Source organism: Vibrio navarrensis, from assembly GCF_000764325.1.
GTDB classification, from domain to species: Bacteria; Pseudomonadota; Gammaproteobacteria; order Enterobacterales; family Vibrionaceae; genus Vibrio; species Vibrio navarrensis.
Window position 1 is genome coordinate 705,386 of record NZ_JMCG01000001.1, and the last position, 23,174, is coordinate 728,559.

General features: G+C 52.4%; 13 protein-coding genes. 3 read left to right on the forward strand and 10 right to left on the reverse strand.

The annotated features are described in order from the left end of the window. Positions 1-19 precede the first annotated feature (19 nt). The 3 genes from carA to EA26_RS03175 all read left to right on the forward strand — a co-directional run bounded on the left by carA (position 20) and on the right by EA26_RS03175 (position 6,039). Positions 20-1,159, forward strand: coding sequence for a glutamine-hydrolyzing carbamoyl-phosphate synthase small subunit (carA, locus tag EA26_RS03165; RefSeq protein ID WP_039424011.1), 1,140 nt, complete (start codon positions 20-22; stop codon positions 1,157-1,159). A 16-nt stretch (positions 1,160-1,175) separates the two neighbouring features. After that, positions 1,176-4,409 (forward strand): carbamoyl-phosphate synthase large subunit, encoded by a 3,234-nt coding sequence (carB, locus tag EA26_RS03170; protein ID WP_039424014.1) that lies wholly within the window; start codon positions 1,176-1,178, stop codon positions 4,407-4,409. Positions 4,410-5,259: 850 nt separating this feature from the next. Then, entirely contained in the window at positions 5,260-6,039 is a 780-nt protein-coding gene (locus EA26_RS03175) for a TSUP family transporter (protein ID WP_039424017.1), read from the forward strand. Here the strand turns inward: EA26_RS03175 and EA26_RS03180 are convergent. The 10 genes from EA26_RS03180 to gltB (EA26_RS03225) all read right to left on the reverse strand — a co-directional run bounded on the left by EA26_RS03180 (position 5,990) and on the right by gltB (EA26_RS03225) (position 23,105). Continuing rightward, a complete protein-coding gene (locus EA26_RS03180) occupies positions 5,990-6,823 on the reverse strand; it encodes a LysR family transcriptional regulator (RefSeq protein WP_039424019.1) in 834 nt (277 codons plus the stop codon). The two genes, EA26_RS03175 and EA26_RS03180, sit on opposite strands and share 50 nt — an antisense overlap. Positions 6,824-6,956: 133 nt before the next feature. After that, complete coding sequence (locus tag EA26_RS03185; RefSeq protein WP_039424021.1) at positions 6,957-7,577, reverse strand: TRIC cation channel family protein; 621 nt, start codon at positions 7,575-7,577, stop codon at positions 6,957-6,959. Between the two features lie 73 nt (positions 7,578-7,650). After that, positions 7,651-8,487 carry a vitamin B12 ABC transporter substrate-binding protein BtuF gene (gene btuF, locus EA26_RS03190; RefSeq protein WP_039424023.1) on the reverse strand — a complete coding sequence of 279 codons (837 nt, stop codon included), beginning with the start codon at positions 8,485-8,487 and terminating at the stop codon, positions 7,651-7,653. Further along, positions 8,487-9,440 (reverse strand): cobalamin biosynthesis family protein, encoded by a 954-nt coding sequence (locus tag EA26_RS03195; RefSeq protein ID WP_039424026.1) that lies wholly within the window; start codon positions 9,438-9,440, stop codon positions 8,487-8,489. The genes btuF and EA26_RS03195 overlap by 1 nt, the downstream gene beginning before the upstream one ends. A 12-nt stretch (positions 9,441-9,452) precedes the next feature. Further along, a complete protein-coding gene (mtnN, locus tag EA26_RS03200; protein ID WP_039424029.1) occupies positions 9,453-10,148 on the reverse strand; it encodes a 5'-methylthioadenosine/S-adenosylhomocysteine nucleosidase in 696 nt (231 codons plus the stop codon). Positions 10,149-10,242: 94 nt separating this feature from the next. After that, positions 10,243-10,671, reverse strand: a complete 429-nt coding sequence (locus EA26_RS03205) for a DUF1499 domain-containing protein (RefSeq protein WP_039424034.1) — start codon at positions 10,669-10,671, stop codon at positions 10,243-10,245. Between the two features lie 101 nt (positions 10,672-10,772). Continuing rightward, positions 10,773-12,185, reverse strand: coding sequence for a glutamate synthase small subunit GltD family protein (locus EA26_RS03210; protein WP_039424037.1), 1,413 nt, complete (start codon positions 12,183-12,185; stop codon positions 10,773-10,775). Positions 12,186-12,202: 17 nt separating this feature from the next. After that, on the reverse strand, positions 12,203-16,666 hold the full coding sequence (gltB, locus tag EA26_RS03215; RefSeq protein ID WP_039424039.1) for a glutamate synthase large subunit: 4,464 nt from the start codon (positions 16,664-16,666) through the stop codon (positions 12,203-12,205). Positions 16,667-17,099: 433 nt separating this feature from the next. Next, positions 17,100-18,572 (reverse strand): glutamate synthase subunit beta, encoded by a 1,473-nt coding sequence (locus tag EA26_RS03220; RefSeq protein WP_039424042.1) that lies wholly within the window; start codon positions 18,570-18,572, stop codon positions 17,100-17,102. Further along, positions 18,573-23,105: a glutamate synthase large subunit gene (gene gltB, locus EA26_RS03225; protein ID WP_039424045.1), complete on the reverse strand. Its 4,533-nt coding sequence runs from the start codon at positions 23,103-23,105 to the stop codon at positions 18,573-18,575. Between the last annotated feature and the right edge of the window lie 69 nt (positions 23,106-23,174).

A 23,174-nucleotide genomic window follows, 5' to 3' on the forward strand; every position in this document is an offset into this window, starting at 1 on the left:
TTTTATTCTGGAGGTTGTCTTGAGTAAATCAGCACTGTTAGTCCTAGAAGATGGGACAGTGTTCCGCGGAGTTTCCATTGGTGCAGATGGGTCGTCCGTTGGTGAAGTCGTTTTTAATACCTCGATGACGGGGTACCAAGAAATCCTCACTGATCCTTCCTATTCCCAACAAATCGTTACTCTTACTTATCCTCATATTGGCAATACCGGTACTAACGCCGAAGACGAAGAATCCTCTTCGATTCATGCACAAGGCCTCGTGATTCGCGATCTTCCTCTTATCGCTTCCAACTTCCGCAGTGAACGTTCTCTTTCCGATTACCTTAAGTCACAAAATATTGTCGGCATCGCTGACATCGATACGCGCAAGCTGACTCGTATTTTGCGTGAAAAAGGGGCGCAAAATGGCTGCATCATGGCTGGCGATAATCTGGATGAAGCGTTGGCTCTGGCAAAAGCGAAAGAGTTCCCTGGTCTGAAAGGGATGGATCTGGCGAAAGTCGTCACGACCAAAGAAGCGTACCAATGGAAACAAGGTTCATGGACACTGGAAGGTGGCCTGCCTGAAGCAAAAGACGATAGCGAACTACCATACCACGTCGTGGCTTACGATTTCGGTGCCAAGCGTAACATCCTGCGTATGCTAGTGGACCGTGGTTGCCGACTGACCGTCGTTCCTGCGCAAACGTCTGCTGAAGAAGTGCTGGCGATGAATCCAGATGGCGTGTTCCTGTCAAACGGCCCAGGCGACCCTGAGCCTTGTACTTATGCTATCGAAGCGACACAGGTATTCCTGGATAAAGGTCTGCCAGTCTTCGGTATCTGTCTTGGCCACCAAATTCTGGCGCTCGCGTCTGGCGCGAAGACAGTGAAGATGAAGTTTGGTCACCACGGTGCCAACCACCCGGTTAAAGATCTGGATCGTAATGTTGTGATGATTACCTCGCAGAACCACGGTTTCGCGGCTGATGAAGCGACACTGCCAGAGAACCTGCGTGCAACGCACAAATCTCTGTTTGATGGTTCGCTGCAAGGTATTCACCGCACGGACAAACCGGCATTCAGCTTCCAGGGACACCCTGAAGCGAGCCCAGGTCCTCATGATGCGGCACCGCTATTCGACCACTTCATTGAACTGATTAAACAACACCGCGCTTAATTTGGAGTAGTAAACAATGCCAAAACGTACTGACATTAAAAGCATTCTTATCCTGGGTGCGGGTCCGATTGTTATCGGCCAGGCTTGTGAGTTTGACTACTCAGGTGCGCAAGCGTGTAAAGCGCTGCGTGAAGAGGGTTACCGCGTTATTCTGGTTAACTCTAACCCAGCGACTATCATGACTGACCCAGAAATGGCGGATGCGACCTACATCGAGCCGATTCACTGGGAAGTGGTACGCAAGATCATCGAAAAAGAGCGCCCGGATGCCATCCTGCCAACCATGGGTGGTCAGACAGCACTGAACTGTGCTCTGGCGCTGGAAAAACATGGCGTACTGGCTGAATTCGGCGTGGAAATGATCGGCGCAACGGCTGACGCGATTGATAAAGCAGAAGACCGTTCACGCTTTGATAAAGCGATGAAATCTATTGGCCTGGAGTGTCCACGTGCTGATACGGCGAAAACCATGGAAGAAGCGTACCGCGTGCTGGATATGGTCGGCTTCCCTTGTATCATCCGCCCTTCTTTTACTATGGGTGGTACTGGCGGTGGTATCGCGTACAACAAAGAAGAGTTTGAAGAAATCTGTCGTCGTGGTCTGGACTTGTCGCCAACCAATGAGCTGCTGATTGACGAATCTCTGATCGGCTGGAAAGAGTACGAAATGGAAGTGGTTCGCGATAAAGCGGACAACTGTATCATCGTCTGTGCGATTGAGAACTTCGACCCAATGGGCATCCACACCGGTGACTCAATCACAGTAGCGCCAGCACAGACTCTGACCGACAAAGAATATCAGCTGATGCGCAACGCCTCTCTGGCGGTACTGCGTGAAATCGGCGTAGAAACGGGCGGCTCGAACGTCCAGTTCGGTATCAACCCGAAAGATGGCCGTATGGTTATCATCGAGATGAACCCACGTGTATCTCGCTCTTCTGCTCTGGCTTCTAAAGCAACAGGTTTCCCAATTGCAAAAGTGGCGGCGAAACTGGCGGTTGGTTTTACTCTTGATGAACTGATGAACGACATCACTGGCGGCGCAACGCCAGCATCATTTGAACCTACCATCGACTACGTTGTGACTAAGATTCCTCGCTTTAACTTCGAGAAATTTGCTGGTGCCAACGACCGTCTGACAACTCAGATGAAGTCAGTGGGTGAAGTGATGGCGATTGGCCGTAACCAACAGGAATCACTACAAAAAGCCCTGCGCGGCCTGGAAGTGGGCGCAACCGGTTTTGACGAAATGGTCAACCTCGACGCTCCGGACGCACTGACTAAGATTCGTCACGAGCTGAAAGAAGCGGGCGCAGAGCGTATTTGGTACATCGCTGATGCATTCCGTGCCGGTATGTCGGTGGACGGCGTGTTCAACCTAACTAACGTTGACCGTTGGTTCCTAGTTCAAATCGAAGAACTGGTGAAAATGGAAGAGCAGGTTAAGGCAGGCGGTTTTGCTGGCCTAAGCGAAGATGTGCTGCGCTCAATGAAACGTAAAGGTTTCTCGGATGCGCGTCTGTCTAAACTGCTGGGCGTATCTGAAAGCGAAATCCGCCGTCTGCGTGACCAATTCAACATTCACCCGGTTTACAAACGTGTCGACACTTGTGCAGCAGAATTCTCTTCTGACACGGCGTACATGTACTCATCTTACGATGACGAATGTGAAGCAAACCCAACCGATAAAGAGAAAATCATGGTTCTGGGCGGTGGTCCAAACCGTATCGGTCAGGGTATCGAATTCGACTACTGCTGTGTACACGCATCGCTAGCACTACGCGAAGACGGCTTTGAAACTATCATGGTGAACTGTAACCCAGAAACGGTTTCGACCGACTACGACACTTCAGACCGTCTCTACTTCGAACCCGTGACACTGGAAGATGTTCTCGCAATCGTACGCGTTGAAAAACCAAAAGGCGTCATCGTGCAGTACGGTGGTCAAACTCCGCTGAAACTGGCGCGTGCGCTGGAAGCGGCCGGTGTGCCAATCATCGGCACCAGCCCTGATGCGATTGACCGTGCGGAAGACCGTGAGCGTTTCCAACAAGCGGTAGAGCGTTTGGGTCTGCTACAGCCTCAAAACGCAACAGTGACTGCGATTGAACAAGCGGTTGAGAAATCGAAAGAGATCGGCTTCCCGCTGGTGGTTCGTCCTTCATACGTGCTGGGCGGCCGCGCGATGGAAATCGTTTACGATGAGTCTGACCTGCGCCGTTACTTTAACGAAGCGGTGAGCGTATCGAACGAATCTCCGGTTTTGCTGGACCGTTTCCTTGATGACGCAACCGAAGTGGACGTTGATGCTATCTGTGACGGCGAACGCGTCGTGATTGGCGGTATCATGGAACACATCGAACAAGCGGGTGTTCACTCGGGTGACTCGGCCTGTTCGCTACCCGCTTACACGCTAAGTCAGGAAATTCAGGACAAGATGCGTGAGCAGGTTGAGAAACTGGCGATGGAACTGGGCGTTCGTGGCCTGATGAACACGCAGTTTGCCGTCAAAGACAACGAAGTTTACCTGATTGAAGTGAACCCTCGTGCTGCGCGTACGGTTCCGTTCGTGTCGAAAGCGACTGGCGCGCCGCTGGCGAAAATTGCTGCACGCGTGATGGCGGGTCAAACGCTAGAACAACAAGGCTTTACCAAAGAAATCATTCCACCATACTACTCGGTTAAAGAAGTGGTGTTGCCATTTAACAAGTTCCCGGGTGTTGACCCGCTGCTTGGCCCTGAAATGCGCTCAACGGGTGAAGTGATGGGTGTCGGCGCAACATTTGCGGAAGCTTACGCGAAAGCAGAACTGGGCTGTGGCAACGTCTACCCTGAAGGTGGCCGTGCACTGCTGTCGGTTCGCGAAGGTGACAAAGAGCGTGTGGTAGATCTCGCTTCTAAGCTAGTGAAACTGGGTTACAAACTGGATGCGACGCACGGCACTGCGGTGATTCTGGGTGAAGCAGGTATCAACCCACGTCTGGTTAACAAGGTGCACGAAGGCCGTCCGCACATTCTCGATCGCATCAAGAACAACGAGTACACCTACATCGTCAACACGGCAGCTGGCCGTCAGGCGATTGAAGACTCGAAAGTTCTGCGTCGCGGCGCACTGGCTGAGAAAGTGAACTACACAACAACGCTAAACGCAGCGTTTGCAACCTGTATGTCTCATACTGCAGATGCAAAAGCGAGCGTGACGTCAGTGCAAGAGCTGCACGCGCAAGTGAAAGCAAGTTTACAAGCGTAATACAGTAAGCCGCCTTAAATATATCAACAGGCTTATTTTGACAACCTCATTGCCCGCTCATTTGAGCGGGCTTTTTTTAGTGCGCCGAGCATGGTGTCAACCTAGGAGGTGAAAGTCCTCTACGTGCCTTGTCGAGCAGGAAACGTTAGCCTATGCAAGGGTGTCCATCGTGAGGTGGAATCTGAAGGAAGCAAATGGCAAAACATAGCTTTGACGAACAGAAATCTGGTAGTAGGCATAGTCAACTTGGGTAACCTAGCTATAGATAGAATAGCCCGAAGTCTCGAACAGAAGTGTGATTATGTAAACCGGGCAGAGCTATGGGAAAGGGTGGCATCTTACCTCGGGAGGTCTTATCGCCTGTCTCATTAGAGACTAATGCAATAGTGATGTTGTGTGATGGGCATAAGAAGTCAGCAGAGGGCATAGTACCTAAGATTTAGGGAAGGCCTGAACCAAGGTTTTAGATAAACAGGTAACAAATTCTCAGTGTGTACGGAGTCTCAGTAAAGAGTAGAACCCCTACAGCTACGTTAGAAATATGTGGAGAAGTCGGAAATGGATCTGCAACTAACGAAGAGAGGCAAGACATAGTGGCGTCGGAGTTAAACAGTGAATCTAAGCCAACGAAAGTTGGTATGCCTTGGAACCGCCGTATGCGACCCACGCTTGTACGGTGGTGTGAGAGGACGGAGGCCGTGAGGCCTCCTCCTACTCGATTTCTGGCAGTAAATAGCCCCGATTTTATATTGATGAAAACTTGGAATAGATTGTTGTCGCTTGTTTCGCTGTTGTAACCGCGCCGTCGGTGCTACTTTGTCGTTTTACTCAGTGGTTGATTCGCAAGATCATGGAAGTCTCGTTAGAAGTTTTAGGATTACTGTTTTTAGTCGCGGGTTTGGCTGGCTTTATTGATGCGATGGCAGGCGGCGGTGGTTTGCTAACCTTGCCAGCACTATTAGCGGCGGGAGTGCCTCCGACTCAGGCATTAGCCACCAATAAGCTGCAAAGTTCCTTCGGTAGTTTCTCCGCCAGTTGGTATTTCGTGCGCAACGGTATTGTCAGCCTTAAAGAGATGCGCCTGGCGATCGTGTGCACCTTTATTGGCTCAGCAATGGGTGCTGAGTTGGTGCAACAGTTTGATGCGTCGCTACTGACCAGCTTGATCCCGTTGCTGCTGATCGCTATTTCGCTCTATTTTCTGCTGGCTCCGCAGACTCGTGCCGATTCAGGTAAAAAACCGTTGCCGGAAGCGTTATTTGCCTTATGCGTCGGTGGTGGGATTGGCTTTTATGATGGCTTTTTTGGGCCGGGGACTGGCTCCATTTTTACCGTCTGTTTTGTGGTGTTGGGGCATTTCAGCCTAGTCGATGCGACCGCGCGTACTAAAGTGCTCAACTTCACCTCCAATATTGCTGCGCTGACTTTCTTTTTGATTGCAGGCCTGCCTATTTGGCAAATTGGTCTGACGATGGCGGTCGGTGGGTTTATCGGCGCTCGTATGGGCGCGAAAGTTGTGGTCACCAAAGGCCAAAAATGGATCCGTCCTCTGGTGATTACCATGTCGATGCTGATGGCACTTAAGCTGCTGTGGGAACAGCACTCACAATCGTTTCTATCAATGTTCTAACACGCGGCGAGCGGTAGCTGGTGGCCCGAAGACAAATGTGGATCGGGCGAAACAACGGTGCTAATTCGGCAAAGTCAAAGCAGTATTGCGACTCGATTTTGAGCGCATTGACGATGGAAAGGGGCACGAGGGCTGGGGCCATGCCACCCAATGCCAATTGCGCAGATGCGGTGTAGGAGTCCATTTCCATCACCGGATTGATGCCAAGCCTAGCGAGGATGGCGGCCTGATAGGTGTTAGCCGGGTTGGCCAAGTCGTTGGTCACCACTTCGTTTGGCAAGCTGCTCAATGGCTGGCGACTGACAATGTAAAATGGCTCATCGAACAGATGCAGCGTCATCAACCCATGGTTACCCGGCAGATAGCCGGCGCAAAGCCCCAGCGTGGCTTTGCCCGATTGAACCTGTTCGACAATGCGCGGCGTATGGTGCGTGGTGATGGTGAAATGGGGATCGCGCTGGCGGTACACGCCCATCACCTGAGTTAGATAGCCAGCGACCAGAGTTTCTGAGCAGTCGAGGCGAATCAGGGTATCATCTTCCAGCGCTTGCTGCTCAAAGATCAGGCCGCGCAACTCATTGAATGTCGGCCCGATATTGGCGATCAACTGCTCGGCTTCGGCGGTGAGTTTGATGTGTCGCCCAGCAGGAACCACCAGTTTCTTTTCCAGATTGGCAATGCGTTTACTCACGGCAGACTGGCTGATATACAGCTGGCTGCCTGTGCGGCTCATGGTTTTTTCTTTACTGAGGACTAACAGCGTTTCGATGCCTTCTAACAGCATAGTCGGTGATGAATATTGGGAATAGGTGATTCACTGTAACTGAGAGAAAGCGACATGCCAAGCGACCAGCGAAATAAAGAGAGTGCACCCATAGGGCCGCCCACTATGGCGGCCAAGGATTCGCAGTTGATGATTAGCGGTTGATGGCAAAAATCGGTAGCGACAAATGCCAGCGGATCGCGCCTAGGCGAATGATTAAAGTGGAAATCACCCCGGCTAAAAAAGCGGTGGAGTTATCATAGCCCATGCTCAAGGCAACCGTGTGGAATACCCCGCCGATGATACAGGCGGTAGCGTACACCTCGCTGCGCAGCACCATAGGGATTTCACGCGCCAGCACGTCGCGGATAATGCCGCCGCCACAGCCCGTAATCACGCCCATGATCACCGCTACCATTCCTGAGTCTTGATAGGCTAAGGCTTTTTCTACGCCGATGCCGACAAACACCGCTAAGCCAATCGCATCACACACGGGCAAAATCCACCAAGAGAGGCGTTTTGGGCGGCGCACCAGCAGCATGGTGAGTAAGCAGGTGATAAAAATCACCCACAGATAGGTCGTGTCTTTGATCCAAAACACTGGCGTGGCGCCCAGCGCCATATCGCGGATTGTGCCGCCACCGATGGCCGTGACACTGCCCAGCACCGCCACACCAAACGGGTCCATTTTCAGTCGTCCAGCGAGTAACACACCAGAAACCGCAAATACGGCGGTACCAAATAAATCAATAAAATACAGCAGCATGGAATCCATGTTACTCGATACCTTATAAATGCAAGGGAAGGAAAAATTGGGGGCAAATTGTACGAAATTTTTTTGCCAAACGTTAGCGATTTCCGTGGATGGTGGCAAAGTGTTCACATACCTGTTCAATCGCGAGTAATGTTCTTGGCGTCGGGCGATTGAGCCAGTCGGCATTGAGCTGCCAAGAGTGACCATTTTGCAGCGCAGGGATCTCATCTCGCCATGCGTCCCACATGCCCCCATCGCGCATGGTGTGCTCTGAGGCGAACATCGCCTGTGGTTTTCGCAGCACGACTTGCTCGACACTCACTTGCGGATAAGGTGACGCTGCATTGGCAAAGATGTTTTCCCCGCCACAAAAAGTAAACACCTCGCTGGGCCAGTTTTTCCCCGCAACCGTGATGATCGGCGCTTCACTCAACTGGTAAAAATAACGCACCTTTTCACTGCTGCGATATTTTTTGCTAAGTCTATTTAGTTGAGAGCGAAAACGCGCCGCCTCTTCGCGCCCTTGTTGTGGATTGGCGCTGTACTGGCTGAGCTGTTCGATATTGTTGGCGATGTTGGCCAAGCTTTCGGTTTTCGATTCGTAGAGGTGAAAGCCAAATTGGCGCAATTTTTCCAATTCTTTGGCTGGATTGCCAGCCGGCCAAGTAATGATCAAGTCCGGTTGCAAGGCGATGATGCGTTCAAGTTTGATCCCTTTGTAGTTGGCGATCTTTTCCAGCTTTTGAGCCTCTTGCGGGTAGTCGCTCATTTCGCTAACGGCAATTAGTTGTTCTCCAAGCCCTGCCGCATACGCCAGTTCTGTGGCGTGGGGGGCAAGGCTGATCACCCGCTTGGCTGGCTCGGCGAAAGTGGTTTTCACTGTGCATAAAAGGAAGAACAGAATCAAAAGAGCAGGGCGCACGACAGTCATTATATTCCTTGATAGATCAGGCCAAGAATCAGGCTTTGCAGCAGCAACCAGACAAAAATTCGCCACGCCAGCAGCGTTTGGATTTGGTCAATATGCAGTGCGGAAGGGGCAATTCGGCCGCCAATTTTGGCTCGCTCGGTTTTTCGACCAGCATAAATCGCCGGCCCGCCCAGCGAGAGTTGCAATTTGTTGCCCACAACGCACAGCAGCCAGCCAGGGCCGGGGAGCGGCCACGATGGTGCTTGCTGTTTGATGCCACTTAACGCAATGGCGGCATTTTTTCCTAAAGCCAACAACAGGGCAAATAGGCGCAGCGGGATAACATCCAACAAGGCGGTCAAGTGAACGGCAGAGAGGCCGAAGGGGGAATAGTGCTGGCGACTGGGTGACCAAGCGCGGGCGAGCTCTGTGGTGAGTCGATACATCAAGGCGCCGATACCGCCGCCGATCGCAAACCAAAAAAACACGCCAATGACATTACGCCCATAACCCAGAATGACGGTCTCTGCGCCCGCTTTGCCCAATCCAAGCAGAGAAAGAGTGCGCGTTTCGCGATTGAGAAACGGGGTGAGTAACTCACGGGCTGTTACTTTGTCTTCATTGGCCATCGCGCGCATCAATTGCCTGGCCAGTGTTTCGTTGCTACGCCAGTCAAGCGCCAAGAGCAGCAGCGCCAGCTCAAACAGCTCTGTTTGCCACACTAAAGGCTGCAGGGCGACGAGTAGCACTAAACATGGCAACAGCATCAGTAGTAGTGCAAGGGTGCCGGAGAGTTGATTTTGTGTGTAACTGTCGGGACGATTGACTTTCTCCGCCAACAGTTGGGCGAATTTGTGCCATAGCCTGACCGGATGAGAAGCACGGGGGATAGGCAGAAGCAAATGAAACAACAGCGCGCCCCACATAATGAGGAGCGCGCCATTGGCATAGAGTGGCTTAAACAGTTCTTCCATGAACGCGTGCGATTATTTGATCAGCGACAGCATGTTGAAGACCATTTGCGACGAGCTTTGTGCCGCCAATGGGAGAAACTCTTCAAAACTCATTGGCGACTCTTTATCCGCCACATCTGAGATGGCGCGCACGACCACAAACGGCACTTTGAACTGGTGGCAAGTCTGGGCAATGGCTGAGGCTTCCATTTCAACGGCAATCACATTTGGGAAGTGGCTACGAATGAAAGCCTGGCGCTCTGCGGTGCAGACAAACGCATCGCCTGTACAGATCAAGCCGCGCACCGCGTGTTGACCTTCCATTTGCGCCAGCGCTTTTTCCGCGAGGCTCATCAGCTTTTCATCGGCTTCAAAAGCCGCTGGTTGGCCTGCCATCTGGCCAATTTCGTAGCCAAATGCCGTGACGTCGGCGTCGTGGTGGCGAACTTCGCTGGAGATCACCACATCACCCAAGTTGAGGCTAGCGTCAAAACCACCAGCCGAGCCAGTGTTGATCACCACGTCAGGTTGATATTCATCGAGCAGAATCGTTGTGCCAATGGCTGCTGCCACTTTACCAATACCCGATTGCAGCAACACCACTTCAACGCCGTTGATCTGACCTGAATAAAAGGTACAGCCTGCTTTACTGGCTGTTTTTGCGTTTTGCAGCGCGTCTTTAAGAATGGCAACTTCTTGTTGCATTGCACCGATAATACCAACTTTCATATCAATCTCTTGTGTTCAACATTTGAATGGGCGTGAGTATAGCAAAGCTCTCTGACAATAAGTACAGTCTGTTGGGTCCGTCTGGTTTGGCCGTTTATTCGATCAATCCGGCCTCTTGTAGCAAGGCTCTCAACTGCTCGGCTCGCTTACGGTTGACACCAAAATCAGAATAGCCTACCCGAGATTCTGAGCGTACCAAAAGTTGCTTGCCATCCATTTTCAATTCCAAATCATCGACAAAACGAAATACGCGTGAAGTGCATTCGATGCGCAGATAATTTTCTTGCTGCTGTGCGCTTTTGGCTCCGGGAAGCTGTAAGGCAACTTGTTCTATCTGAGCCAAGGTTGCCTGTGGTTTGAGAACAAAAGGCTCAAGGCGAAACTTGTCGCGATTTTCTTGTGTAGAAACGCAGTTTGGCTTATCGCCACAAGGGGAAGCGGTTCGGTCCATCATAGGCGTGACTCCGGTTGCGCAGGCCGTTAGCCCACAAAGGCAGAAGGTGAGAAGAACGGCTGGTTTCATATTGGTACCTCGCATTGAGAGATAGCGACGTTAAGTGAATCTATTCAGTCTAAAACAAAAGAGGTTGGTGTCCATCACCAACCTCTTTTCTACATCCAGAATTAGACTTCTAAGTAGTCAAGGATCCCTTCAGCGGCTTTGCGACCTTCATCGATGGCAGTCACGACTAAGTCGGAACCTCGCACCGCATCGCCGCCGGCAAAGATTTTGCCGTTGCTGGTTTGAAACTTAAACGATTGATCCGCTGGCGCTTTAATGCGTCCCCACTGATCGAGTTCGACGCCATAAGGTTCCAGCCAGCTCATCTGGTGCGGCTGAAAACCAAATGCCATGATCACCGCATCAGCAGGCAGAATATGCTCACTGCCCGCAACGGGCTCTGGGCGACGGCGTCCCGCTTCATCGGGTTCCCCCAGCGCGGTTTGCACCACTTTGACACCGGTGACCGATCCTGCCGCATCCACTTCAATGCCGAGTGGCTGGAGGTTGAACATAAACTCAACCCCTTCCTCTTTGGCGTTTTTCACTTCACGGCGAGAACCGGGCATGTTCTCCTCATCACGTCGATAAGCACAGATAACCCGCGAAGCGCCCTGACGAATGGACGTGCGCACGCAGTCCATCGCAGTATCACCCCCGCCGAGCACCACCACGTTTTTGCCAGCCATATCAATGAACGGCTTATCGTGCTCAAGCCCCATCACTTTGTAAGTATTGGAGATAAGAAATGGCAGCGCGTCATACACGCCAGAGGCATCTTCGTTACTCAGCCCTGCGCGCATGTATTTGTAGGTGCCGACACCAAGAAATACCGCGTCATACTCATCGAGCAGCTGTTGCATCTGGATATCTTTGCCCACTTCCACGTTGAGGCGGAACTCAACGCCCATTTCGCTAAACACGCGACGGCGATTTTCCATCACCCCTTTTTCCAACTTGAATGAAGGAATGCCAAAGGTGAGCAGGCCGCCGATCTCTGGATAGCGATCAAACACCACTGGTTTCACCCCGTTGCGCACCAGTACGTCCGCCGCGGCGAGACCTGCCGGGCCAGCGCCGATGATCGCTACTTTCTTGTCGGTCCATCCTACTTTGGACATGTCAGGCTTCCAGCCCATCTCAAAAGCTTTGTCAGTGATGTACTTTTCAATATTGCCGATGGTGACTGCACCGAAGTCGGCATTGAGCGTACACGACCCTTCGCACAAGCGATCTTGTGGGCAGACGCGACCACACACTTCAGGCAAGCTGTTGGTTTGATGCGACAGCTCAACCGCTTCCAAAATACGCCCTTCATTGGCCAGTTTTAACCACTGCGGGATGTAGTTGTGCACGGGACATTTCCATTCACAGTACGGGTTCCCGCAGTCCAAGCAGCGGTCCGCTTGAGCGGTGGCTTGCTGCTTAGTAAACGGTTCATAAATTTCAACAAACTCAATCTTGCGGATCTGCAAAGGCTTCTTAGCCGGATCGACGCGTTGAACATCAATAAATTGGTATACATTCTGGCTCATGTTCGTCTCCTCCTTGACTATTGGGCCTGCACGCGAAGTTCTGCCGCACTGCGGCTCTGGTGACCAAGCAGCGTGTTTAAATCGGCGGCCTTGGGTTTCACCAAGTAGAACTTAGGAATCCATTCATCAAAGTTAGCCAGAATATCTTCCGCATGGGTCGAGCCTGTCTCTTCAAGATGCTCGGCAATTAAACCGCGCAGATGTTCCTGATGGATATAAAGATCCGACAGGGAGATAGCTTCAACCGACTCGTTGTTCACGCGGCCTTGGAAGTCCTGATTGGTATCCAGTACGTAGGCAAAGCCGCCCGTCATACCGGCGCCAAAGTTGACCCCCGTCGCGCCCAATATCGCCACAATGCCGCCTGTCATGTACTCACAAGCGTTGTCACCAGCGCCTTCAATCACACTGATAGTGCCTGAGTTACGCACGCCAAAACGCTCGCCCGCTTTACCCGCCGCGAAGAGCTTGCCGCCCGTTGCGCCGTAGAGACAAGTATTGCCGATGATGGTGGCTTCATGGCATTTAAATGCAGTACCCATGTGCGGCTTGATCACCACTTTGCCGCCCGCCATGCCTTTACCGACGTAGTCGTTGGCATCGCCAGTCAGGTAAAGCTCAACCCCGCCTGCGTTCCACACACCAAAGGATTGGCCTGCGGTGCCATCAAGGTAGATCTTAATCGGTGAGGCTGCCATGCCTTGGTTACCGTAGCGTTTGGCTATCTCTCCAGATAAGCGCGCCCCGACCGAGCGATCGGTGTTGATCACTTTGTAGAAGAAGCTGGCGGATTGACGCTGTTCAACCGCTTCGAGCGCATCGGCGACAATCTTCTGGTTAAGAATGCCTTGGTCAAACGGTGTATTCGGCTGTGTCCAGTAAAGTGGGTGGCCCTGCGGTGACACTGGCGCTTCCAAAATGCCGGAGAGATCCAGCTTGGCCTGTTTGGCTGTCATGCCTTCGACTGCTTGTAAAAGATCGGTGCGGCCAGTCAGGTCAGTCAGTTTTTCGACGCCGAGTTCGGCTAAGTAGCCACGGACTTCTTCCGCTAAGCCAATGAAATAGTTCATAACCATTTCTGGCAGCCCTTTGAAGTACTCTTTACGCAGCGTCTCATCTTGCGTGGCAACGCCGGTGGCACAGTTGTTCAGGTGACAAATACGCAGGAACTTACAGCCCATCGCCACCATAGGCGCGGTGCCAAAACCGAAACTTTCAGCGCCGAGGATCGCCCCTTTGATCACATCCAGACCCGTTTTCAGCCCGCCATCGACTTGCAGACGGATCTTATGGCGTAAGCCGTTGGCAACCAGTGCTTGCTGAGTTTCCGCCAGACCTAACTCCCACGGGCTGCCCGCATATTTCACCGAGGTGAGTGGGCTGGCCGCAGTACCACCGTCGTAGCCTGAGATGGTGATGAGATCGGCGTAGGCTTTGGCAACACCAGTCGCGATCGTGCCAACTCCCGGCTCAGAAACCAGTTTGACCGATACCAGCGCTTGCGGGTTGACCTGCTTCAAGTCGAAGATCAACTGCGCCAAATCTTCAATCGAATAGATATCGTGGTGTGGCGGCGGCGAAATCAGCGTTACGCCTTGCACCGAGTAGCGCAGCTTGGCGATTTCCGCCGTGACTTTGTGGCCCGGTAATTGGCCACCTTCGCCCGGTTTCGCCCCTTGCGCGACTTTGATTTGTAACACGTCAGCATTAGTCAGATAGTGTGGTGTTACCCCAAATCGGCCAGAAGCGACCTGCTTGATGCGCGAGTTGCGCTCTGTACCGAAACGGCGTGGATCTTCGCCCCCTTCACCCGAGTTGGAGTACCCGCCAAGGCGGTTCATCGCTGTGGCTAAAGCTTCGTGCGCTTCTGGGCTTAGAGCACCAATCGACATCGCTGCCGAATCGAAGCGTTTAAACAGCTCGGTACTCGGCTCGATTTTCTCCAGTGGCAGTGGTGTTGCACTCGGTTTGAGTTTGAGCATATCGCGCAGCATCGCCACCGGGCGCTCATTCACCTGCTTGGCAAAGTGCTGATAGTCACCTTGGTCACCGGATTTCACTGCGGTTTGCAGCGTGCCCACCACGTCTGGGTTGTAAGCGTGATACTCGCCGCCGTGCACGTATTTCAGCAGCCCGCCGTGTTCCATCGACTTACGTTTGGTCCACGCTTTGCGCGATAGGTTAAACAGATCTTGTTGGAAGTCGGCAAAGTTCGCCCCTTCAATACGGCTGGTGACGCCTTTAAAGCACAGCTCCACCACGTCACGGCTCAGACCGACTGCCTCAAACAGCTGTGAGCAGCGGTACGAAGCGACCGTGGAAATGCCCATTTTCGACATGATCTTATACAGACCTTTATTGATGCCGTACTGATAATTTTGCATCACTTCGCGATAGCTCTTATCCAGCGCGCCATCATCGATCAATTTGCCCAGCGTCTCGTAGGCCAAGTAGGGGTAAACCGCGGTCGCGCCGAAACCGAGTAACACGGCAAATTGATGTGGGTCGCGTGCGGTTGCCGTTTCGGCGATGATGTTGGCATCACAGCGTAAGTTGGCGTTAACGAGGCGAGTTTGTACTGCCCCTACGGCCATCGCTGCGGGAATAGGCAGTTTGCCTGCAACCAGCGCTCTGTCTGAAAGTACCAGCAATACGGTGCCTTCACGCACCACTTTTTCCGCTTGATCACACAGCTCCACAATCGCCTGCTGCAGATCTTTCTCAGCCGGATCGTAGTTAATGTCCAAGATGGTGTTGCGGTAGTGATCGTCGCTCAGTTCAAGCAACTGCTGCATGTCGGAATAGAGCAGCACTGGCGAGTCAAAAGTGACGCGGTGGGCGTGGCCGTCGGTTTCGCAAAAGACGTTCATCTCTTGGCCGATACTGGTGGCCAGCGACATCACGTGCTGCTCACGCAGCGGATCGATCGGTGGGTTGGTCACCTGAGCAAATTTTTGTCTGAAATAGTCGGTAATAAGTCGCTCTTTGGAAGAGAGCACCGCCATCGGCGTATCATCGCCCATCGAACCGACAGCTTCTTGTGCCAAGTCGCCCAGCACGCGCAGCACTTGGTCAACCTCTTCGTTGCTCATGGCAAACTGCTTTTGATAGGTCTTCAGCAGATCCTCATCAAAGCTGCGCTCACCGACCTGATCTTCTGCGAGCTCAGAAAATGGCGTCAGGCGGCGAACGTTGTGTTCCATCCACTGGCGGTAAGGGTGACGGCTTTTGAGATCGTTATCGATTTCACTCGATTGCCACAATTTGCCTTTACGAGTATCAATCACCAGCAACTCGCCCGGTCCCACACGGCCTTTTTCCGCCACTTCATCCGGGGCGTAGTCCCAAATACCGACTTCGGAGGCGAGGGTGATCAGTTTGTCTTTGGTAATCACGTAGCGCGCAGGGCGCAGGCCATTACGGTCAAGGTTACACGCGGCGTAGCGGCCATCGGAGAGCACGATCCCGGCCGGGCCATCCCACGGTTCCATGTGTTTGGAGTTGAAATCGTAGAAGGCGCGCAGATCCTCATCCATATCGGGGTGGTTTTGCCACGCAGGCGGCACCAGCATGCGCATGGCGCGGAAGATATCCATCCCGCCAGCTAAGAAGAGATCCAGCATATTGTCGAGACTGGAAGAGTCGGAGCCCGTTTCGTTGACAAACGGCGCAGCACTTTGCAGATCAGGCAGCAGCGGCGACGCGAACTTGTACGCACGCGCTCTTGCCCACTGACGGTTGCCTTCTATGGTGTTGATCTCGCCGTTGTGCGCCAGATAGCGGAACGGCTGAGCCAGCGGCCAACGAGGTTGCGTGTTCGTCGAAAAGCGCTGGTGGAACAAACAGATAGCCGATTCCATTCGCAGATCGGCCAGATCGAGATAAAAACGTGGCAAGTCGGCAGGCATGCACAGCCCTTTGTACACCATCACTTGCGTCGAGAGGCTACAAATGTAGAAATCTTTATCGTCGCTGATCTTTTTCTCAATACGGCGGCGAGCGATATACAGGCGGCGCTCAATATCACGTTCACGCCAGCCAGCGGGCGCAGAAATAAACACTTGTTGAATATCAGGTAAGGACGCTGCGGCAATCGGGCCGAGTACCGCTGGATTGGTCGGCACTTTGCGCCAACCCGCTACGGTGAGGGTCTCTTTAGCCAGTTCTTTATTAATGATGTCGCGTGCCGATTGCGCGTTAACCGGATTTTGGCTGAAGAAAATCATACCTACGGCATACTGTTTACCGAGGTTAAAGCCTTGTTCTTTGGCGATAAGACGCAGATAAGAATCCGGTTTTTGTAGTAACAGGCCGCAGCCGTCGCCAGTTTTGCCATCAGCGGCGATGCCACCACGGTGGGTCATACGATCGAGTGCGGAAATCGCGGTACGAACCAGTTTATGGCTTGGCTCACCCTCCATGTGGGCGATTAGGCCGAAGCCACAGTTGTCCTTTTCCAGGCTTGGATCATAAAGAGCCATTGCAATTCTCCCTTTGCTTCTCTGTCTTCCGGACAGAAATACCAGCATAAAGTTTGGCGGTATAGATGACTAACTATGCATTTAAATTGTTCTATTTTGTATATTAATGCACCAAAACTGTTAGAAAATTTTAACAAAAAGTAATGCATTATTTTGCATTGAGTTCACAACGTATAGGTTATTGTGAAAAAGGTCAAGTTGTTAGTGAAAAATCACGTTAGCGTGGGATTTACCAAGTAATGGTCTAAATAAAATGTTTAAATTCAATCAGATAGTTTTTGTGATGTTACATTTTTGCAACATAAGGAATTTCGTAGGCAGAAAAAAGACCAGCATAAAATGCTGGTCAATAAGAAAAGTTTGGAAGGATTGCGTATTGGTTACCGGTATCAGGCAGGTGTTTTGCGTGCACCGCCTGATACCAGTTGGTTTATCAGCCAGCAGAGAGCATCAGTGAATCGGCTTTGGCTTCTAAGTTGGTGTTACCCATGAGGTAAGCATCGATAGCGCGAGCACTTTCGCGCCCTTCGTTGATACAACGTACCACCAAAGATTGGCCAGTACGCATATCACCGGCGGCAAAAACGCCTGGTTGATTGGTCTGGAAATCTTGAGTGGCGACGTTGCCACGCTCATCAAGCGCCACATTCAGTTGGGCAAGAACGCCGTGAGGCTCTGGATGGAGGAAACCCATAGCCAGAAACGCCATGTCACAAGGTATCACACGTTCGCTGCCTGCCACTTCTTCAAAGCTAGGGCGCTCACCTGGGGCGGCCTCTTTCCACACAATATCAGCGAGGCGCAGGCCAGTGACTTGCCCCTGCTCGTTGCCGATAAATTCCTTGGTTAAAATGTTCCAATGGCGCTCACAACCCTCTTCATGCGAGGTCGATGTACGCAGAATCATCGGATATTGCGGCCAAGGCATATTGGCAGGGCGTTTTTCTGGTGGCATCGGCATGATTTCCACTTGCGTGATGCTGGCGGCGCCGTGACGGTTTGAGGTGCCGACACAGTCAGAGCCGGTATCACCACCGCCGATCACCACCACATGCTTGCCAGCTGCGTGGATCTCTTCCCCTTTGAGATCCATGTTGTTCGCGCGGCGGTTGTTTTGCGCCAAAAACTGCATCGCAAAATAGACGCCATTCAGCTCGCGACCCGGGATGGGCAGATCACGCGGCACGGTCGAGCCACCCGTCAGCAGCACCACATCGTACTCTTGGCGAATTTGCTGCGCGTTGACGTTAACGCCAACGTGTTGATTGACTTTAAATTCAACACCAGCTTGTGCCATTAGATCGATTTTGCGATCGATGATGTCCATGCCCAGTTTGAAATCGGGAATCCCAAAGCGCAGCAAACCACCGACCTTTTCGTCGCGCTCAAACACAGTGACAAAATGGCCCGCGCTGTTGAGCTGCTCGGCAGCCGCAAGGCCCGCAGGGCCAGAGCCGATGATCGCGACTTTTTTCCCCGTGCGTGAACGAGGGGTTTTCGGTTTGGCGTATCCTTCACGATACGCCGTTTCCACGATGGTTTTTTCGATATTACAAATGGTGATCGGATCTTGGTTGATGCCAAGCACACAGGCGCTTTCACACGGAGCAGGGCAGACACGACCGGTAAACTCAGGGAAGTTATTGGTCGAACTTAGGATCTGCCACGCCTCTTCCCAGCTATCACGGTACACCGCGTCATTAAATTCTGGGATGATGTTACCGATCGGGCAGCCGTTATGACAAAACGGCACGCCACAATCCATACAACGTGATGCTTGTGTATTGATTTTGTTGCCAAAATCGCTGTTTAGGACAAATTCCTTATTGTTTTGGATACGAACTGCTGGGTCAATTTTCTTCGGCAGTTCACGACCAAACTCTAAAAATCCAGTAGGCTTACCCATTTACACGGCCTCCGCTTCTTGTTGTTCTGCCTTGCGCTTTTTCAGCACCGCTTTGTAATCACGTGGCATCACTTTCACCAAGGATTTCAAGCTGCTTTCAAAGTTATCAAGGAAAGACTGAGCCACTTCACTTCCTGTGAATTGAACATGCTTGGTCAGCATCTCCAGTAGCAGGTCTTTGTCTTCTTGTTCGATTGGATCGAGGTCGACCAATTCTGGGTTAAGTTTCGAGTTAAAATCCCCCGACTTGTCCCAAACGTAGGCCACGCCACCGCTCATACCTGCGGCGAAGTTGCGCCCGGTTGAACCAAGGATCAGCGCCACACCGCCGGTCATGTATTCACAGCCGTGGTCACCGACACCTTCAACCACCACTTTCGCGCCGGAGTTACGCACACAGAAACGTTCACCCGCTAAGCCGCGAATGTAAGATTCACCAGACGTCGCACCGTAGAAACAGACGTTACCGACAATAATGTTGTCTTCTGCCACGAGCGTGGAGTTGGCGTCAGGGTAGAGCACCAATGTGCCGCCCGACAGGCCTTTACCCCAGTAGTCGTTGGCATCGCCTTCTACCTCAAACTTCACGCCTTTGGCAAGGAATGCGCCGAAAGATTGCCCTGCACTGCCAGTGAACTTAACCTGCATCGGCTGTGGTAAGCCTTGATCTTTATACACTTTGGAGATTTCGTTCGACAGCATGGTGCCAACCGAGCGGTCGGTATTGATGATCGGAAACTCGGCTTGTACCGCTTGGCCGTTTTCCAGCGCAGGTTGCGCCGCTTGGATCAGTTGGCGATCCAGTACCGCTTCCAAGTGATGGTTCTGCTGAGTTTGACAGTAGATGCCGTCTTGCTCGCGTGGCTGCTCAATAAACAGCACAGGAGAGAGATCCAAGTTTTTGTATTTCCAGTGAGCAACGTTGTCGCGCACTTTCAATTTATGCGCTTGACCGACCATCTCTGCAATGGTGCGAAAGCCAAGTTCAGCCATGATTTCACGTAGCCCTTGCGCCATATACTGGAAGAAGGTCACGACGTCATCTACACGGCCGTCGAAACGCTCACGCAGCGTTTTGTTTTGCGTGGCAATGCCGACAGGACAGGTGTTCTTATGACATTTACGCATCATGATACAGCCTTCCACCACCAGAGCCGCGGTCGCAACACCCCACTCTTCAGCACCCAACAGAGTCGCAATCGCGATGTCGCGCGGGGTTTTCATCTGGCCATCGGCTTGTACCACGATACGGTTACGCAGGCCGTTTTTCAGCAGCGTTTGGTGCGTCTCAGCTAGGCCAAGTTCCCACGGCAGACCAGTGTGACGAATCGAAGAGATCGGTGATGCGCCCGTACCGCCATCGTGGCCTGCAATTAGCACCACATCGGCCTTGGCTTTCGCAACGCCCGAGGCGATGGTGCCAACACCCGCTTCAGAGACCAATTTGACGTTGACGCGACCTTTACGGTTGGCGTTTTTCAGGTCAAAGATCAGCTGGGCTAAGTCTTCAATCGAGTAGATGTCGTGGTGTGGCGGTGGCGAAATCAGGCCCACTCCCGGAGTGGAGTGACGCGTTGCGCCGATCCAATCATCGACTTTATCGCCAGGCAACTGACCACCTTCACCCGGTTTCGCGCCTTGCGCCATCTTGATCTGGATTTCATCTGAGTTGGTCAGATAGTAAGAGGTGACGCCAAAACGGCCAGAAGCAACCTGCTTGATGGCTGAACGCTCGGAATCGCCATTCTCTCTTGGCTCAAAACGGATCGGATCTTCACCGCCTTCACCCGAGTTGGATTTCGCGCCAAGACGGTTCATGGCAACGGCAAGAGTGGAGTGCGCTTCGTAAGAGATCGAACCAAACGACATCGCCCCTGTGGCGAAGCGTTTAACGATGCTCTCAATCGGTTCCACTTCTTCAATCGGAATAGAGCCGGCAGGATTTTTGACAAAATCAAGTTGGCTACGCAGCGTGACCGCTTTGTCGCCTTGACTATCGACCGCAGCGGCGTACTTCTTGAATTCTTGGAAGTCTTTGTTGCGCGTTGAATGTTGCAGCAAATGGATGGTTTCAGGGTTGAACAGGTGTTTTTCGCCACGCTGTTTCCACTGATACACGCCGCCGACATCCAACATCTGGACTGGGATTTCACGAGTAGGGTAACCAACACGATGACGCACCAAGACTTCTTTGGCGATGTCATCGAGCGTCAAACCTTGAATACGGGTGACGGTTCCGGTGAAGTATTTATCGACCACCGCTTTGCTGATGCCAAGCGCTTCGAAGATCTGCGCGCCGTGGTAAGACTGCAGCGTGGAGATGCCCATTTTGGAGAAGATTTTCAGCAGGCCGCCGTTAACCCCCTTGCGGTAGTTGTTGAAGTACTGCTCAACCGACACGCTGGCATCCAGTTTTTTACGACGTTGCAGATCAACGATGGTTTCGGTGACCAGATATGGGTTCACCGCATTGGCACCGTAGCCGACCAGTGTGGCGAAGTGGTGCGTTTCACGCGCGTCGCCAGTCTCGACCACGATGCCGCATTTGGCACGCAGGCCTTTACGGATCAGGTGATGGTGCACAGCGCCTACCGCCAGCATGGCAGGGATGGCGGCGTGGTTGGAGTTTACCGCGCGATCTGTCAGCAAAATAATTGAGTAACCGTCGATTACCGCATCTTCGGCGTACTGGCAAATACGTTTTAGCGCGCGCTCCAGTTTGCCCGCATCTTCACTGGCTTGGAAAACGATATCCAGCGTTTTAGCTTGTAAATGCTCGTTGTCAATTGCGCGCAGCTTTTCTAGCTCGGCGTTGGAGATAACGGGTGATTCCAACTCCACTTTACGGCAATGAACTGGCGATTCCGCCAATAGGTTCTGATCTTTACCTATGTAGGTATTGAGCGACATCACCATACGTTCGCGGATCGGGTCGATCGGCGGGTTAGTCACCTGAGCAAACAACTGCTTAAAGTAGTTGGCAAGATGCTGCGATTGGTGCGACAAAATCGCTACCGGCCAGTCAGCGCCCATCGAACCCAGCGGCTCGTAACCTGTTTGTGCCAGCGGCAGAATGATTTCGTTTACTTCTTCCGCACTGATGCCGAAGGCTTGTTGGCGATGCAGCAGACGCTCTGGCGAAGGTTGGCTGTGGACGTTGTCGGCATCCGGCAGCGATTTTAAGCTCAGCAGGTTGTCTTGTACCCACTGTTCATAAGGCTGCGCGTTGGCGATGGAGTCTTTCACTTCTTCATCTGAAATGATGCGACCCTGTTCGAGATCGGCGACAAAGATGCGTCCAGGCTGCAAGCGGCCACGATACTCGACGTTTTCCGCAGGCACTTCGACTACGCCAGACTCTGACGCCATGATCAGCATGTTGTCTTTGGTCACGGTATAGCGAGAAGGGCGAAGGCCATTACGATCGAGCGTCGCACCCACCTGAACACCGTCGGTGAAACAGACAGACGCTGGGCCATCCCACGGTTCCATAATGTTGGCGTGGTATTGGTAGAAAGCGCGACGTTTTGGGTCCATGGCTTTGTTTTCCTGCCACGCTTCTGGGATCATCATCATCAAGGCGTGTGGCAAGCTGCGGCCAGAAAGTACCAAAAGCTCCAGAACCATATCGAAGTTGGCCGAATCCGATGCACCTTCTTGGCATACCGGCAGCAGCATGTCGATTTCTGCTTGAGTGAAGAGCTTGGATTCTAAGATCGCTTCACGCGCTTTCATCCAGTTCAGGTTGCCGCGTACTGTGTTGATCTCACCGTTGTGCGCGATGTAGCGGAAAGGCTGCGCAAGGCGCCATTTCGGGAAAGTGTTGGTAGAGAAACGCGAGTGAACCAGAGCGAGCGCCGTCACCATGGTTGGGTTTTGCAGATCCAAAAAGTACTGAGGTACCTGCTCTGTGGTCAGTTGGCCTTTGTAAACCAGCGTCTTGTACGACATCGAGTTGATGTAAAAATCATCGCCGATGTTCGAGACGCTTTCTAAACAGACGCGCACCGTGTAGTTGCGCAGCACGTACAGTTTACGCTCCAACTCTTCCGGTGTGCAGCCCGGGCCACCCGAGATAAAAACGTGCTCAAATTGAGGCTCTGTGCTAAGTGGGTCAGCGCCGATCATCGAATTGTCGGTCGGTAAGACACGGTAGCCTAAAATGTCGAGATCGAGACGCTTGGCATTGCGCTGTAAAATATCGCGACACTGTTCACGCTTGTACTCGTCTTTCGGGAACAATACCACCCCGACACCGTATTTTTCAAAAGAAGGCAGCTTGAGTCCAAGCTTAACCGCTTCTTCTAAAAGAAATTCATGAGGTTTTTGCAGCAGAATGCCCGCGCCGTCACCACTACATGGATCACAACCTTGGCCGCCGCGGTGCTCCATTCGCGCCAGCATCTCAAGAGCCTGTGTGACCACTTGGTGAGACTTACGGTTTTTCAGGTGAGCAACAAAACCAATACCACAGGCGTCATGCTCCAGTTCTGGAGTATACAAACCCTGCGAACTTTGCTCTCTATCTACCATAGATACTTCCTTCCAGTTCTAATTGACGCAACAACCCATGCAGAAAACACTGCATAAATAGTGATTGAG